Genomic DNA, 15,190 nt, shown 5'->3' on the forward strand with positions numbered 1-15,190 from the left:
TTCCGCCCAGGTGGTGTGAGGTGACCGGTAGGCAACCTTGCTCTCACCCGGCGGTCAGCGCCGGTGTGAGCCGTTCTCCGCCTTACGGGCGCGGCCCTTACTGGCGCCGGTCGGCCACAGCCGCGGCTTCCGTTTCGCCGCCAGGTCCTCGATCCAGCCCACGGTCACGATCATCAGCCCGATCAGCGGCCAGACCACCACGAACATCAAAGGTGTGTAGACCGCTTCAAGTGCGCCGCCCAGGTGCGCGTCGACGAACGGGATCTCCCACAACAGATCGAGCAGCGGGATCGTCGCCATGATCAGGGTGTTGTGCCAGAGGTAGATCGTCACCGCGCGGTTGTTGGACAGCGTGACGTACTTGTCGACCCGGGCGAGCCTGCCCGGAAGCTGCTGCCACGACGGGGAGTACAGCAGCAGAATCACCACGAAGCCGAGCGACCACGTGGCCTGGGCCAGCGGAATGTCGTTCAGGTCCCAGCCGTCCACGGTCTGGTGGCCCGAGGCCCACCACAGGCCGAAGGCCATCACCAGTGAGCAGCAGGACAGCGCGAGATGGCGCGGGATCTGCTGCAGCAGGCCCTCGTGGTGGGCGAAGCCGAGGACCCAGCAGGCACCGAACGTCGCGAAGTCGACGATGGCGGAGCCCGTCTCGCCGGGGATCTTCACCAGGTCGGTGCCCACCACGGCGCACAGGGCGACCGGGGCGAGCAGCGTCACCCACGGCACCTTGCGGAAGGCCCACAGCAGCAGCGGCGACGCGATCACGAACCAGAGGTAGGTGCGCAGGTACCAGAGCGGTTCGCCGGCCTGCACCGCCCAGGTGGTCTCCACCAGGCCGGACTTGTCGCCGAGGGACCAGGGGAACGGCGGGGCGCCGACCGGGAAGAGGTAGTTGAGCAGGTCGGCCCACCACCACAGGCCGTCCTTCTTGTCGGGCTTCCAGCCGCCCAGGAACATCATCGGCACAAGAACGGCCGCGAACGCCCACAGCGGTGGCAGCAGCCTGCGGATGCGGCCGCGGATCACCCCGAGCGCGGGCCGCGACAGCGAGCGCGCCATCAGCGAGCCCGCGAGCGCGAACATCACACCCATGGACGGGAAGAGGATCGTCAGCCAGGCCCAGCCGAAGAGGTGGTAGACGACGACGCGGACCAGCGCGACGGAGCGCAGGAGGTCGAGATAGCGGTCGCGGCCCGGGCGCGGAGCCGGCCCGGCGGCTGCCAGGTCCGGCTCCGCGGCGGCCGTGGAGCTGTGGCTCACGCGACCGGCCTCCGGTCCTCACTGCTGCGCCGCTGGCTCGGTATCACTCCGGGCGCCTCCACCGTTCCCGTACGCCGCAGCTTCTGCCAGCGCAGCCGGCCGCCGGTGAGCGCCGTGATCCAGGACTGCAGCAGCACGACGTACATCAGCTGCCGGTAGAGGAGCTGCTGGAGTGGCAGCGAGATCAGATGGATCATGCGCTCGCGGTCGAGCCGGAAGGCGTACGCGGCGCAGACGAGCTGGATCGCGAGGACGCCGAGCCAGGCGACGATCGTCTTCTGGGTGGGGCCGAAGACCAGCCCGTACAGCAGGAAGACGTCGATCAGCGGGGCCAGCAGCGGCGCGAGGACCATGAAGAGGGAGACCAGCGGCAGGCCCACCCGGCCGAAGCGGCCCGAGGGCCCGCGTTCCACCAGGGCGCGGCGGTGCTTCCAGATCGCCTGCATGGTGCCGTACGACCACCGGTAGCGCTGGGACCACAGCTGCTGCACGGTCTCCGGCGCCTCGGTCCAGGCACGGGCCCGCTCGGCGTAGACGACGCGCCAGCCGTCGCGGTGCATGGCCATGGTGATGTCGGTGTCCTCGGCGAGGGTGTCCTCGCTCATGCCGCCGACGCGCTCCAGCGCCTGGCGACGGAACGCGCCGATCGCGCCGGGGATGGTGGGCATGCAGCCCAGCAGGTCGTACATCCGGCGGTCGAGGTTGAAGCCCATCACGTACTCGATGTGCTGCCAGGCGCCGATCAGGCTGTCGCGGTTGCCGACCTTGGCGTTGCCAGCGACCGCGCCGACGCGCATGTCGCCGAAGGGCTGGACCAGTTCACCCACGGTGGACGGCTCGAAGACGGTGTCGCCGTCCATCATCACGACGATGTCGTACCGAGCGTGCCTGATGCCGTTGTTGAGGGCGGCGGGCTTGCCGGAGTTCTCCTGGCGCACGACACGGACGCTGGGCAGGCGCAGCGCTTCGACGATGTCGGCGGTGCCGTCGGAGGAGCCGTCGTCGATGACGATGACCTCGATGGGGTGCTCGCTCGCCATCAGGGAGCGGACCGTGTTGGCTATGCACTCGCGTTCGTTGTACGCGGGGACCAGCACGGAGACGCGTTCGTTGATCGGGCGGCCCCAGCTGAAGCCCTTGCGGCGCACCTTGCGGGCGTGCGCGAAGGAGAGGATCAGCATCAGTCCGAAGCGCGCGAAGACCAGGACGCCGACGATGGCGAGGCCGACGACGAGAACCTCGGTGGTGGCCTCGGAGAAGGCCACGGCGGAGACGAAGGCCTTGCCCTTCCACAGCTCGGGGCCGGTGACCTTGGTGTGCGCGGTGGGCGCGCCGAGAGCCTCGGTGAGGTTGGTGAAGCGGTAGCCCCGGTCCTTCATCTGCGGCAGGAACCGGTCGAGCGCGGCGACGGTCTGCGAGCGGTCACCGCCGGAGTCGTGCATCAGCACGATCGAGCCCTGGGTGCCCTTGGGCGTGGCCTGCTTGATGATCGCGTCGACGCCGGGGCGCTTCCAGTCCTCGGAGTCGGTGTTGTTGAGGGCGGTGATGTAGCCGCGGCTGCCGATGTACTGGGTGACCGGCCAGGACTTGTTGTCCATGGCGTCCGAGAAGGAGGAGTACGGCGGCCGGAAGAGGGACGTACGGATACCTGCCGCGCCCGCGATCGCCAGCTGGTTCTGCGAGAGCTCCCAGTCGATGCGGTCGGTGGACTGGAAGGACAGGTCGGGGTGGTTGAAGGTGTGCAGACCCACCTCGTGCCCCTCCCGCACCATCCGTTCCACCAGCTCGGGGTGGCGGGAGGTCATGGTGCCGGTGACGAAGAAGACGCCGTGCGCGTGGTACTCCTTCAGTTTGTCCAGCACCTTCGGCGTCCAGACGGGGTCCGGGCCGTCGTCGAAGGTGAGCACGAGCTGCTTGTCGGGGATACGCAGCGCCTTGGGCGCGGACTTGCCGCGGGCGTCGATGACCGGTCCGCCCTCGAGGATCTCGTCGGGGACCTGGTCGGTGGGCGCCGGCGGACGGACGCGGTGGTCGGCGAGGATCTCGCTGTGCACATAGCCGCGCAGCATCAGCATGGCGAGCAGCGCGACGAGGAAGACCACGGGCAGCAGATAGCGCATGGGCAGTCTGCGCCGTACGGAGCGCCGGGCTCTCCGCCGCTGTCGCGGGGCCCTGTTGCTGGGGAGTGTCATGTGTTAGAGCGCGCCTTCTTGCATGGGTGGCTCGGTCGGACCGCCGGTCGGACCGGGGTCGGGCGGCGTGGGAGCGGTGGGGCTGCCGTCGGGCTCGGGTCCGGGATCGCTTCCGCCGCCGCCCGGGGAGGCGGAGGCGGAGGGCCCGCCGGGAAGCGGAAGGCCGCCGCCACCGGAGGGCTTGGGCGATACCGAGCCGGAGGCCCCGGGACCCGGTGCGGCCGGCCCTCCGACGGAGTTGCCGTTCGACGCACGGCCCGACGGCTGCGGCAGCACGGCGCCGTTGGAGTCGGTCGGGGTGGGGGCGCCGGGTACGCCGCTGGGGGTGGCCGCCACGGAGGCGCCGTCGGTGGGGGCGGGCTGTATCTGGACCTTGTCGGTCTGCTCCTTGCCCTGCTGACCGATGCCGGGCAGCCAGGGCGCGGTGGAGTTGCCGCCGACGAGGGCGGCGACGAGCGTCACGGCGTAGCAGGCGCAGGCGATCGCGAGGACCCAGCCGAGGCGACGGAACTTCTTGCTGCGGCGGCCGCTCTCATCGACGAACACCGGTCCGTCGGAGCCCTCCTGGGCAGCCGGCTCGGGCGGTAGATCCCCCAGTATTCGGCCAAGCCCGTCCAGTTGGACGGTGACTTCGTACGGCTCATGAGTATGACCGATACGGGAATCTTCTTGCCAATTATCCACAGTTGTACACACACCCCCACCTGGCTGAAATACGAGCGCGCATACGACTGACCAGTGTTCGCCGGACCGGGTCCCCACCCAATCCGAACGCCCCTACCCCATGCACCCGGACCAAGAATGTAGCGCACACCGATGACACTCGTGCCCTTGTGTCAGTTGTTGTCACACATCAGCGACATGTCACATTCCGGCAACCATCCGGATGGGTCCCATTCCAGCCATCCTTCTTGCGCGGCGAGTTCGGCGGCCGCCGCTCGAAGCGCGTCCACTCCGGGGTGGCGCGATCCTTTGCGCCACACCAGCGAGAGCGGTGACAGCGGTACGGGGTCGACGATCGGGCGCAGCACGGTGTCCGGCATGGCCGGAAAGTCCACGACAGCCAGGACCGGGTTACGCGTCTTGGCCATCACCCTCCGGAACTCCTCTGCGCCGATCGCCACGGGCGCGGGCGGCGCGATCGCGATCCCTCGTCCCGCGAACAGCCGCCGCGCCAGATCCGTCCACTCCAACGTGCGCGGATTGCCCGCACCGGCATATACGGTCTCGCCCGCCAGAGCGTTCAACGGGATCCGGGGCGTTGTGGCGAGGGGGTGGTCGTGCGGCAGCAGTACAGCCATCCGCTCGTACCGCACGGGCTGGTGGGACAGGAGCGCCCGTATGCCGGGCTCGAGCCCGGCGAACCGCCCGAAGGACACATCGAGCCGACCGGCGACGATCTCGGCGGCGGCGCCGGTCAGCCCGCTCTCGAAGCGGGCCATCAGCTCGCACTCCGGGGCGAGTTCACGGGCCCGCGCCAGCACCCGGCCGGACGCCATGCCCTCGCCGTTGAGGTCGACGAGGAGCGGCCGGGACGCGCCCGAGGCGGCGGCCAGCAGATCGTCCTGAGCCTGAAGCACCCGCCTTGCGTACGGCAGCAGCCGCTCGCCGTCGGCCGTGAGGGTCACCTGGCGGGTGGTCCGTACGAACAGCTCGACGCCCAACTCCCGTTCCAGCCGCCGGATATCGCGGCTGAGGGCCTGCTGCGCGACATACAGCCGGGCAGCGGCACGGGTGAAGTGCAGCTCGTCGGCAACGGCGATGAAGGCGCGGAGCAGCCGGGGGTCCATGTCCTGGGGCACGCGGTGAATTTACAACGTGGGTGCGTCAATGGGTGCCGAGCAGGTGTTGGACGCGGCGGGAGCGCCGCGGCGAGGGTTGCCCCATGCCGCAATCCCGTAACCCGGGGCTTCGTCCCCGGACCCCCAGTCCTCAATCGCCGGACGGGCTGAAAGATTCAGCCCGTCCGGCGGAAGATCAAGCCCCGTCGGCGTTTGAGGCGCGGGGCCCGGGGCGGAGCCCCGGTTACGGGAAGGGGCGGGTAGCGGAAAAGTCCCGCCTCGCGCCCTGCCTCCGGCTCTTCGACCCGCGGGGCGCCACCCGGACCCCGCGGCAGAACCCCTACGCCCGGCTCTTCGCGACCCCCGGCGCCCGCGCCTTCACCGCCGGCAACCTCATCGCCCGCCTCCCCATGGGCATGTTCAGCGTGAGCGCCGTCATCATGATCGCCGGGTCACGTGGCTCGTACGCCCTCGCCGGAGCCGTCACCGCGACCGGCCTCGCCGCCACCGCGCTGGTCGCGCCGTGGACCGCGCGGCTCGTGGACCGGTACGGGCAGGCCCGTATCGCCGTGCCCGCCACCGCGCTCGCCGCTCTCGGCTCTCTCGCGCTGCTGCTGTGCGTACGCTTCGGCGCACCCGACTGGACCCTCTTCGCCGCGTACGCCGCGACCGCCAGCACCCCCAACACCGGCGGCATGTCCCGCGCCCGCTGGGCCCATCTCCACAAGGGCGACGCGGCCGCGCTGCACACCGCGAACTCCTTCGAGCAGGCCGCCGACGAGCTGTGCTTCATGCTCGGCCCGGTGCTCGGGGTGTTCCTGTGCTCCGCGCTCTTCCCCGAGGCGGGCACGCTGACCGGTGCGGTCCTGCTGCTGACGGGCGTACTGATCTTCGCGGCCCAGCGCTCCACCGAACCTCCGGTGTCCGCGCGCTCGACGCACGCCGGATCTCCCCTCCGTACGCCGGGAATGCCCGCGATGCTCGCCGTCTTCCTCGCCACGGGAACGGTCTTCGGCTCCATGGAGGTCGTGACGATCGCGTTCGCGGACGACCGCGGGCATGCGAGCGCCGCGGGCGCGGTGCTCGCGCTCCAGGCGGCCGGATCGTGCGCGGCCGGCCTGCTCTACGGCTCCGTACGCCCCGCCCGCAGCCTTCCACGCCGCCTGCTGACCTGCATCGCCGCGATGACGGCGCTGATGTCGCTGCCGCTGCTCGCCGCCGCCACCGGCTCGCTGCTCACGCTGGCCGGCGCGCTGCTCCTGGCCGGGATGGCCACGGCCCCGACCATGGTCACCGGCATGACGCAGGTGCAACGCCTCACCCCGGAGGGCCAGTTGAACGAGGGCATGACGCTCGCGGTCACCGCGCTGCTCGGCGGCATAGCGGCCGGCTCGGCGACGGGCGGCTGGACGGTGGAGCACGCGAGCGCACCGTACGGATACGTGGTGCCTCTCTCGGCGGCCGCGGTCGCGCTGCTGCTGTCCGCGGCGGTATCCGCCCGGCGGCCCTGACCCCAGCCCCCGGGCGGATACCGCCGCGGACAGGGCGATACGCTGCACCGCCCCCGAAGCGGGGGCCTGCGTTCCGTTCAGGGGAGGGCCCATGGCCATCAAGAAGGCAACCATCCAGCAGCAGGTGGCAGCCGCCATCGCACAGGCCAATCCGGCCGACCGGCCTGTCGTCACCATCCAGGCCATCGCAGGCCCCAGTGTGTGGCTGATGAGCATGCTCGGCCTCATAGGCCAGGCGTTTCTGACGTACTACTTCATCACCGTGACCGAGCAGGCCGTGGTCGTCCACAAGGCGGGCCGAATGAGCAATCGCCCGCAGGAGATCGCTTTCGCACTTCAGCCGGCCGAAGTCGTCGGAATGATCGGTGACGTCAAGCGCAACGCCATCTGGAGCTCGTTCCGCTTCCAGCTGCCCGGGCAGCCGCAGCCGACCCGGATGAATGTGCACCGCATCTGGCGCACCGAGATGGACCACCTGCTCGGACTGCTGACCGGCGGCCACCAGCCGGCGGCCTGAGCCGCGGCAGGCACGTCGGCGTACACGGCAGTGCACACGCCTGAGCACACGCCTGTGCACACGCCGTACGACACGACAAAGGCCCGGCTGCCGTAGCAGCCGGGCCTTCGCCTCACATGGGAATTGTGGAGATGGCGGGAATCGAACCCGCGTCCAACGGTGCAGAAACAGGGCTTCTCCGAGCGCAGTTCGCTGCGATTTTCTCAGCCCCGGAGATCACGCGAACAAGTCTCCGACGGGCTCAGTCACTGTTTGATTTCCCTCTACGCCCCGTGACCGGGCTTAGAGGTTTAGTTCCCTAGCTGATGCCAGGATCCGGGTCGGGAACAGCCCCGGGCTGACACCCGAAGGCCTTCGCTAGCTGCTAATTAGGCAGCGAGCGCGAAGGCGCGGGAATCGCTCTTGGAAGTGGCGATTATTGGTTGCGACATATGGTTTACGAGATCATTGCCGCTTCCTCGGCTCGCTTCCCCTGCTTCGACATCCGCTGTCGAAACCGATCATCCCCATGTTTATTTTTCAAGGTGGTGCTGGTGGTGCACACCCCGTGAGGGGCAGTTGCCATCGTACGTGACCAACGCACGACCGTGCCAGCATATTCCCCCGCGCCCACGGCTCAGGCCCGCTGACGCCGCTTCGCCGCCGAGATCACGCGGTCAGTCTCCCGCCGGTCCTGCTTCTCCCGCAGCGTCTGCCGCTTGTCGTACTCCTTCTTGCCCTTCGCCAGCGCGATCTCGACCTTGGCCCGGCCGTCCTTGAAGTACAGCACGAGGGGCACGATCGTGTGCCCCGTCTCCTGCGTCTTCGACGCGAGCTTGTCGATCTCGGCGCGGTGCATCAGCAGCTTCCGCTTGCGCCGGGCGCTGTGGTTGGTCCACGTCCCCTGGGTGTACTCGGGGATATGCACGTTGTGCAGCCACGCCTCGTGGTCGTCGATCTGGACGAAGCCGTCCACCAGCGAGGCCCGCCCCTGGCGCAGCGACTTCACCTCGGTACCTGTCAGCACGAGACCGCACTCGTAGGTGTCGAGGATGTGGTAGTCGTGCCGCGCCTTCTTGTTCTGCGCGATCAGCTTGCGCCCTGTTTCCTTTGCCATAGTGCGGTCATTTTCGCACTACGACCCTCCCCCGAGGCCACTCAATACCGTCTGGGCCCGTTTCTCGGCCCCCTTGCCCGCCACCAGGTCCGGTGTGATGCCCCGGCCGTCGACGCTGTGGCCCGCCGGCGTGCGGTAGTGGCCGACGGTCAGCTCGGCGACCGAGCCGTCGGGAAGGCGGCTGGGCATCTGGACCGAGCCCTTGCCAAAGGTGCGCGAGCCCACCGTGATCGCGCGACCGCGGTCCTGCAGCGCCCCGGTGACCAGCTCGGCGGCGCTCATGGTTCCGCCGTCGACGAGCGCGACCACCGGTCGCTCGGTGTTACCGCCTGCTGCCGCGTACAGAGCACGCTGCTCGCCTCGTATGTCGTACGTGGCGACCAGGCCGCCGTCGAGGAAGGCGGAGGCCGCGGTGACGGCCTCGGCGACCAGGCCGCCGGCGTTGCCGCGCAGATCGAGCAGGACGCCGGCCCCGGCGGGAGCGGCCCGGACCGCGTTCCGTACCTGCGCGCCCGAGCCCTTGGTGAAGGAGGCGACCTTGATCATCACGGCCCCGCCGGCGAGGTTGCGGACGGTGACCGCCTCGGTGGTCAGTGTGGTGCGCAGCAGTGTCTCGGACCACCTCCGTCCGGCACGCTCGAGGCCCAGGACCACGCTCGTACGGTTGCCGCCGCGCAGCAGCGCCACGACCTCGGTGACGGGACGCTTGTCGACGTCGATGCCGCCGACCGTACGGAGCCGGTCGCCGGCCTTGATGCCCGCCTTGTCGGCGGGCCCGCCGGGCTGGACCCTGGCAACCTCCACACGCCCGTCGGCAGCGCGTCTGGCCCCGAGACCGACGCCCGTGTACTCGCCGTCGAGGGCCTGCTCGAACTCCTCGTACTCGCTCTTGTCGTACACCGCGCCCCAGCGGTCCCCGCTGCGGCTGACGACATCCTCGGCCGCTTTCGTGCCGGACTTGCCGTCGGCCATCGCCTCCGCGGCGGCCCTGGCGACGTCGTCGCGGTCGACGGTCGCGGCAGCGGCACGGGCGGCAAGGGGGCGGGGCGTTTTCTCGTCGTCGCGCGGCAGACCGTCGGTGGCGGCCGCGGTGGCGAGCACGCTGGCAAAGACCAACGTCAGGGCCGCCCCGCGGCGGATGCGGCGGGGCCGAGGGCAGAACTCCGGGCCCGGCATGGCGCCCACTCTAGGACAAGCAAAGGGCGCCGTACGGCCGTTGGCCGTACAGCGCCCGGGGCGCTTGTCACACCTTGAGGTACTTGCGCAAAGCGATAAAAGCGGCCATGGCGGGCATCAACAGCCCGATCGCGATCACCAGCGGCAGCTTGGTGACCACCGCGTCCCAGCCGATGAAGTTGACCAGCTGCATCTTCTGGGAGAGCGCCAGACCGTGGTCGATCAGGAAATACCTGCCGACGAGCAGCATGGCGGAGGCGACCAGACCGCCCAGCAGACCGGCGAAGGCGGCCTCCATGATGAACGGCATCTGGATGTAGAAGCTGGATGCTCCCACAAGTCGCATGATGCCGGTTTCACGACGGCGGCTGAACGCCGACACCCGCACGGTGTTGACGATCAGCATCAGCGCAATCACCAGCATCAGCGCCATCACGAAGAGCGCGGCGACATTCATGCCGTTCATGAGGGAGAAGAGGTTCTCCAGGATGTTGCGCTGGTCCTGGACGGACTGCACACCGTCCCGGCCCGCGAAGGCGGTCGCGACGACCTTGTACTTCTCCGGATCGTCCAGCTTGACGCGGAACGACTCCTGCATCTGGTCCGGCGTGATGGTGGAGGCGATGGGAGTGTCGCCGTACTGCTCCCGGTAGTGCTTGTACGCCTCGTCGGCCGACTCCTTCTGGACGCTGTCGACGACATCCATCTTCTTGAGATCGGCCTCGATCTGCTCCTTCTGCTGGGCGGTGACGGCGCCCTTGGCGCACTTGGGGGACGTCGCCGCGTCGTTCTTGTTGCAGAGGAAGATCGAGACGTTGACCTTGTCGTACCAGAAGTCCTTCATCGTGCTGACCTGCTCGCGCATGAGCAGCGCACCGCCGAAGAGGGCGAGCGAAAGGGCTACCGAAACGATGACGGCGAAGGTCATCGTCAGATTGCGGCGGAGACCGACGCCGATCTCCGACAGGACGAACTGGGCGCGCATGGCGAGCTTTCAGCCTTTCAGTCTGTACGGGCTCAGTGCTGGTAGCCGTAGACGCCGCGTGCCTGGTCGCGTACGAGACGGCCCTTCTCGAGCTCGATGACGCGCTTGCGCATCTGGTCGACGATGTTCTGGTCGTGGGTCGCCATGATCACGGTGGTCCCGGTGCGGTTGATCCGGTCCAGCAGCTTCATGATGCCCACGGAGGTCTGCGGGTCCAGGTTTCCGGTCGGCTCGTCCGCGATCAGCAGCATGGGGCGGTTGACGAAGGCCCGCGCGATCGCGACGCGCTGCTGCTCACCACCGGAGAGCTCACCGGGCATCCGGTCCTCCTTGCCGCCGAGGCCGACGAGGTCGAGGACCTGGGGCACGGCCTTGCGGATCTCACCGCGCGGCTTGCCGATGACCTCCTGCGCGAACGCCACGTTCTCGGCGACGGTCTTGTTGGGGAGGAGGCGGAAGTCCTGGAAGACGGTGCCGAGCTGGCGGCGCATGTGCGGCACCTTCCAGTTCGACAGCCGGGCCAGGTCCTTGCCGAGGACATGCACCAAGCCCTGGCTGGCGCGCTCCTCACGCAGGACAAGGCGCAGAAAGGTCGACTTTCCGGAACCGGACGAGCCCACGAGGAAGACGAACTCCCCCTTGGCGATGTCGAGCGACACATCGCGCAGGGCTGGGCGGCTCTGCTTGGGGTAGGTCTTGGAGACGTTGTCGAATCGGATCACGGGTGCACCACGGTCGGCCGGGGGTAGGTGTGCGTGACACTACGCGAAGGAGACTGGCGCTCGCAGTCGACGTCGCGGGGTTGCGCATTTTGTCCCGTAACGGAACGGGCGTAATCCGGGGCGGCGCGCCGAAACGCGCGGGAGCTGGCACAGTGGTAGGGGAACAGTTGCATTTCCTTGAGCGTTGTCGGGAGAGAACTGTGCTTACGGTCCGCACCTGCGGCTCCGGCGCGCGGGAGGAGGAGAGCGCATGACCTACGACCGATTGGTGTGCGCCAACTGCGCGGCCCCGGTGAACGAGGGCCGATGCCCGGTATGCCGGGCGAACCGCGAGCGGCTGCAGCAGGAGGGCCCCTTCGGCGGCCTGAACCCGGTGGCGCTGCTGACCCTGCTGGTGGTGCTGATAGCGGCGCTGGCGCTGCTGGCCGCGCACCAGACCGCGTAGACATACGTAAGAGGAGGGCCCGGGGCGCTGTAGCGCCCCGGGCCCTCCTCTTACGTGCTCTTACGTGCTGTGTCGCTTAGGCGACGGTGCGTCCGCCACCGACGAGGCGCGGCAGCATACGGAAGCCGATGCCACCGGCGATCATCGTCGCGGCACCGATCAGCAGGAACGTGGTCTCGGCGGCGCCGGTCTCAGCCAGCTCCTCCTTGGCCTTGCCCTGCTCGACCGGCTTGGAGCCGGCGCTGTCGGTGTCGGTGTTGTCCGCGCACTTGGCACCGTCGAGGTCGACGGTGCAGGTACCGGCGTCGCCGTTGTCACCGGTGCCGGTGCCCGGGTTGCCGGTCGGCTTACCGGTCGGCTTGTCCGTCGGCTTACCGGTCGGCTTGTCCGTCGGCTTACCGGTCGGCTTGTCCGTCGGGGTGTCCGTCGGAACATCCGTGGGGACGTCAGTCGGGACGTCCGTGGGGACATCGGTCGGAACGTCGGTCGGAACGTCGGTGGGGACATCCGTCGGGATGTCCGTCGGGATGTCCGTCGGAATCTCCGTCGGGTCGGCGTCGACACCGATACCGGCGTCGATTCCCGACTCGTCGGCGTTGGCCGACACCTCGAGGGGACCCACGTTGATGCCGACACCGACGGCCGAAGCGGCGCCGGCGGCGGTCAGTGACGCACCGGCGGCGATCACCGCGCCGGCGGCAATGCGCGCCACACGGATACGCGTCTTCTTGGTCATCTGGTTGCTACCCCCAGTAGCTATTCGTCAATGGAGCAGCGTCCGGGGCAACTGCCGTTGGGGGCTGTTTCGTTCGGCCCCACTCACACGCGCCCCAGTAGATACGCATGCCGCGCGTCAGCTTTCCCAAGATTTGGTAAGGCGTCAAGGCGGTTGCGCGTGCGATGTCCGGTATGAGGGAGGTTGCCTGACCTGCGGGGATGCAACTGTGACATAAAAGGGAACTGCCGCCTCGGAGGCGGCAGTTCCCTTGTCGACAAAGCGTCCTTTACTTCTCCTGCTGCTTGCGCCAGCGAATTCCTGCTTCGAGGAAGCCGTCGATCTCGCCGTCAAGTACCGACTGGGGGTTGCCCACTTCGAACTCCGTACGCAGGTCCTTGACCATCTGGTACGGGTGCAGGACGTACGAACGCATCTGGTTACCCCAGGAGTTGCCGCCGTCGCTCTTGCCGAGGGAGTCCATGAGGGCCTGCTCCTCCTGGCGGCGGCGCTCAAGAAGCTTGGCCTGGAGGACGTTCATCGCGCTCGCCTTGTTCTGGATCTGGGAGCGCTCGTTCTGGCAGGAGACGACGATGCCGGTCGGGATGTGCGTGATGCGCACGGCGGAGTCCGTCGTATTGACGCCCTGGCCACCGGGGCCGGAGGCGCGGTAGACGTCCACGCGCAGTTCGGACTCGTCGATCTCGACATGGTCGCTCTGCTCGACGACCGGCAGCACCTCGACGCCGGCGAACGACGTCTGGCGGCGGCCCTGGTTGTCGAAGGGCGAGATGCGCACCAGGCGGTGCGTGCCCTGCTCGACGGAGAGCGTGCCGTAGGCGTACGGCGCCCGCACGACGAAGGTGGTCGACTTGATGCCGGCCTCTTCCGCGTACGACGTCTCGTAGATCTCGCTGGAGTAGCCGTGGCGCTCAGCCCAGCGCAGATACATACGCTGCAGGCGCTCGGCGAAGTCGGAGGCGTCGACGCCTCCGGCCTCGGCGCGGATGTTGACCAGCGCCTCGCGCTCGTCGTACTCGCCGGACAGGAGCGTACGGACTTCCATCTCGTCCAGCGCCTTGCGGACCGCGGCGAGCTCGGACTCCGCCTCGGCCTGGGCGTCCGCGTCGTCCTCGTCCTCGGCGAGCTCGAAGAGCACGCCGAGGTCGTCGATCCGCCCACGGAGCGCCTCGGTCTTGCGGAGCTCGGCCTGGAGGTGCGAGAGCTTGCTGGTGATCTTCTGCGCCGCCTCGGGGTCGTCCCAGAGGGACGGTGCCGCGGCCTGCTCCTCGAGCACAGCGATGTCTGCCCTCATCCTGTCGAGGTCCAGGACGGCCTCGATCGACCCCATGGTCGAGGAGAGGGACTTCAGCTCTTCGGATACATCGACGACTGCCACGCCCCCAGCGTAACGGCTGGGCGCGGCGGCCCGACCCGCTAGGGCTCGGAGGGTGCCGACTGCTTCGAGTCCTGCGGCGGCGCTTCCGTATCGCCGTCGCTCGCGGCCAGCCAGCCTCCGACACCCACCACCGCGGCCAGCACCAGTGCCGCCGCCCCCAGCGTGATGCGGCGCTTGCGGACCGCGTCCGACTTGTGGCGGGCCGAGCCCGGGCGGCGTTGGCCGGGAGTACGGGGGGCGCGGGCCGTGCCGCGGGCGCCGCCTGCCAGCTCGTCCGGGGCCGGGACCCGCATCGAGGTGTGGGTGTCGCGGTTGGAGTCCGCGGGGGCGGCGCCGGGGACGAGCGGGACGGCGCCGCGGCGGCGGGGCTCGTCGGGGGTGGCCGGAGTCACCTCCGCGTACGGCTCCGAGGGCGGCTCGGCATCCGGCTCGTCGACATCCAGCGGCGGCATGCCCGCGAGGAGCGGGAGCAGGTCGTGGAGGCGGGTGGCCAGTTCGGAGGCGCGAAGGCGGGACGCGGGGGCCTTGGCCAGGCACTGGACGATGAGCTGCCACAGCTCGTCGGGGATGCCCGGAAGCGGGACCACGGTCTCGGTGACATGGCGGCGCAGGACCGCGCCGGGGTGGCCGCCGCCGAAGGGTGTGAAGCCCGCGAGGAGCTCGTACAGGACGGTGGCGAGGGCGTAGATGTCGACCGCGGCCCGCGGCGGCAGGCCCTCGACGATCTCGGGGGCGATGTAGTCGGGGGTGCCGATGATGCCCGACGGGTTCGGGACGTGTCCCGCCGAAGGGCGCAGTGCCTTGGTGCGGCGCGGGGTGTCGATCAGCTTGGCGACGCCGAAGTCGGTGAGCAGCGCCGGGTGCGAACCGGCAGGGCCGAGCGGGCCCTCCATGTCGAGGAGGATGTTCTCAGGCTTGACGTCGCGGTGGACCACTCCGGCGGCATGGGCCGCGGCGAGGCCGTCGGCGACGTCCGCGATGATCGCGACCGCCGCTTCGGGGGCGAGGCGGCGCTCCCGGTCGAGGCGGGTGCGCAGATCGGTGCCGCGGACGAGGTCCATGACGAGCGCGAGGTCGTTGCCGTCGACGACGAGGTCGCGGACGCCGACGACCTTGGGGTGGTCGAGTCCGAGCAGGGCCGTCCGCTCCTGGACGAAGCGCCCGACGAGCTCCTGGTCCGAGGCCAGGTCCTCGCGCAACAGCTTGATGGCGACGGGCCCTTCGGGTCCCTCGCCGAGCCACACCGTGCCGGCGCTGCCCCGCCCCAGGATCTGGTGGGCCGTGTACCGGCTGCCGATATTCCGTGCCAAGACTGCTCCCTCAGCGGCTGGCGTTGCCCGCTGTGTCTACCCGGGGGACGACCCCCGGACCCCCGGCCCGAAAAGAAG

General features: G+C 69.3%; 13 protein-coding genes, 1 other RNA gene and 1 pseudogene. 3 read left to right on the forward strand and 12 right to left on the reverse strand.

Annotated elements, in window-relative coordinates; translation table 11 throughout:
* Positions 1 to 54: 54 nt before the first annotated feature.
* From AB0D12_RS31225 to AB0D12_RS31240, 4 genes are all read right to left on the reverse strand, one after another.
* The gene (locus AB0D12_RS31225; RefSeq protein ID WP_362690171.1) at positions 55 to 1,263 is read right to left on the reverse strand and encodes an acyltransferase; all 1,209 of its coding nucleotides are present in this window, start codon (positions 1,261 to 1,263) and stop codon (positions 55 to 57) included.
* A complete protein-coding gene (locus AB0D12_RS31230) occupies positions 1,260 to 3,383 on the reverse strand; it encodes a glycosyltransferase (protein WP_362690305.1) in 2,124 nt (707 codons plus the stop codon). The genes AB0D12_RS31225 and AB0D12_RS31230 overlap by 4 nt, the downstream gene beginning before the upstream one ends.
* Before the next feature lie 75 nt (positions 3,384 to 3,458).
* Positions 3,459 to 4,139, reverse strand: coding sequence for a hypothetical protein (locus tag AB0D12_RS31235; RefSeq protein ID WP_362690174.1), 681 nt, complete (start codon positions 4,137 to 4,139; stop codon positions 3,459 to 3,461).
* Between the two features lie 152 nt (positions 4,140 to 4,291).
* Entirely contained in the window at positions 4,292 to 5,245 is a 954-nt protein-coding gene (locus AB0D12_RS31240) for a LysR family transcriptional regulator (protein WP_362690308.1), read from the reverse strand.
* A gap of 326 nt (positions 5,246 to 5,571) precedes the next feature.
* On the opposite strand from AB0D12_RS31240, the pseudogene AB0D12_RS31245 reads away from it, so the two are divergent.
* Together AB0D12_RS31245 and AB0D12_RS31250 are read left to right on the forward strand one after the other, a co-directional pair.
* Positions 5,572 to 6,747 (forward strand): annotated as a pseudogene (locus AB0D12_RS31245) (MFS transporter); the annotation flags it as partial.
* 91 nt (positions 6,748 to 6,838) lie between these two features.
* Positions 6,839 to 7,264, forward strand: a complete 426-nt coding sequence (locus tag AB0D12_RS31250) for a hypothetical protein (RefSeq protein ID WP_362690177.1) — start codon at positions 6,839 to 6,841, stop codon at positions 7,262 to 7,264.
* Between the two features lie 123 nt (positions 7,265 to 7,387).
* Here AB0D12_RS31250 and ssrA read toward each other — a convergent pair.
* The 5 genes from ssrA to ftsE form a co-directional block, all read right to left on the reverse strand.
* Positions 7,388 to 7,772, reverse strand: a transfer-messenger RNA (tmRNA) gene (ssrA, locus tag AB0D12_RS31255).
* Between the two features lie 108 nt (positions 7,773 to 7,880).
* A complete protein-coding gene (smpB, locus tag AB0D12_RS31260; protein ID WP_362690180.1) occupies positions 7,881 to 8,360 on the reverse strand; it encodes an SsrA-binding protein SmpB in 480 nt (159 codons plus the stop codon).
* A gap of 18 nt (positions 8,361 to 8,378) precedes the next feature.
* Positions 8,379 to 9,536, reverse strand: a complete 1,158-nt coding sequence (locus AB0D12_RS31265) for a S41 family peptidase (RefSeq protein WP_362690183.1) — start codon at positions 9,534 to 9,536, stop codon at positions 8,379 to 8,381.
* A gap of 67 nt (positions 9,537 to 9,603) precedes the next feature.
* Positions 9,604 to 10,521 (reverse strand): permease-like cell division protein FtsX, encoded by a 918-nt coding sequence (ftsX, locus tag AB0D12_RS31270; RefSeq protein WP_362690186.1) that lies wholly within the window; start codon positions 10,519 to 10,521, stop codon positions 9,604 to 9,606.
* 32 nt (positions 10,522 to 10,553) lie between these two features.
* Positions 10,554 to 11,243 (reverse strand): cell division ATP-binding protein FtsE, encoded by a 690-nt coding sequence (gene ftsE / locus AB0D12_RS31275; RefSeq protein WP_266475950.1) that lies wholly within the window; start codon positions 11,241 to 11,243, stop codon positions 10,554 to 10,556.
* A 250-nt stretch (positions 11,244 to 11,493) separates the two neighbouring features.
* Between ftsE and AB0D12_RS31280 the strand changes: the two genes are divergently transcribed.
* A complete protein-coding gene (locus AB0D12_RS31280; RefSeq protein ID WP_362690189.1) occupies positions 11,494 to 11,688 on the forward strand; it encodes a hypothetical protein in 195 nt (64 codons plus the stop codon).
* Between the two features lie 76 nt (positions 11,689 to 11,764).
* On the opposite strand, the gene AB0D12_RS31285 is transcribed toward AB0D12_RS31280, so the two are convergent.
* The 3 genes from AB0D12_RS31285 to AB0D12_RS31295 form a co-directional block, all read right to left on the reverse strand.
* The gene (locus AB0D12_RS31285; protein ID WP_362690192.1) at positions 11,765 to 12,424 is read right to left on the reverse strand and encodes a hypothetical protein; all 660 of its coding nucleotides are present in this window, start codon (positions 12,422 to 12,424) and stop codon (positions 11,765 to 11,767) included.
* Positions 12,425 to 12,692: 268 nt separating this feature from the next.
* Complete coding sequence (gene prfB / locus AB0D12_RS31290) at positions 12,693 to 13,802, reverse strand: peptide chain release factor 2 (RefSeq protein ID WP_362690195.1); 1,110 nt, start codon at positions 13,800 to 13,802, stop codon at positions 12,693 to 12,695.
* Between the two features lie 38 nt (positions 13,803 to 13,840).
* A complete protein-coding gene (locus AB0D12_RS31295; protein ID WP_362690198.1) occupies positions 13,841 to 15,112 on the reverse strand; it encodes a serine/threonine-protein kinase in 1,272 nt (423 codons plus the stop codon).
* Positions 15,113 to 15,190 lie beyond the last annotated feature (78 nt).

This window comes from Streptomyces sp. NPDC048479 (assembly GCF_040651435.1).
In the GTDB taxonomy this organism is placed as follows: Bacteria; Actinomycetota; Actinomycetes; order Streptomycetales; family Streptomycetaceae; genus Streptomyces.

What these genes read in the sequence shown, in the direction of transcription:
- AB0D12_RS31230 (WP_362690305.1), bottom strand. Translation starts at nt 3,383, where the DNA reads ATGCGCTATCTGCTGCCCGTGGTCTTCCTCGTCGCGCTGCTCGCCATG.
- AB0D12_RS31240 (WP_362690308.1), bottom strand. Translation starts at nt 5,245, where the DNA reads ATGGACCCCCGGCTGCTCCGCGCCTTCATCGCCGTTGCCGACGAGCTG.
- AB0D12_RS31250 (WP_362690177.1), top strand. Translation starts at nt 6,839, where the DNA reads ATGGCCATCAAGAAGGCAACCATCCAGCAGCAGGTGGCAGCCGCCATC.
- smpB (WP_362690180.1), bottom strand. Translation starts at nt 8,360, where the DNA reads ATGGCAAAGGAAACAGGGCGCAAGCTGATCGCGCAGAACAAGAAGGCG.
- AB0D12_RS31265 (WP_362690183.1), bottom strand. Translation starts at nt 9,536, where the DNA reads ATGCCGGGCCCGGAGTTCTGCCCTCGGCCCCGCCGCATCCGCCGCGGG.
- ftsX (WP_362690186.1), bottom strand. Translation starts at nt 10,521, where the DNA reads ATGCGCGCCCAGTTCGTCCTGTCGGAGATCGGCGTCGGTCTCCGCCGC.
- AB0D12_RS31280 (WP_362690189.1), top strand. Translation starts at nt 11,494, where the DNA reads ATGACCTACGACCGATTGGTGTGCGCCAACTGCGCGGCCCCGGTGAAC.
- AB0D12_RS31285 (WP_362690192.1), bottom strand. Translation starts at nt 12,424, where the DNA reads ATGACCAAGAAGACGCGTATCCGTGTGGCGCGCATTGCCGCCGGCGCG.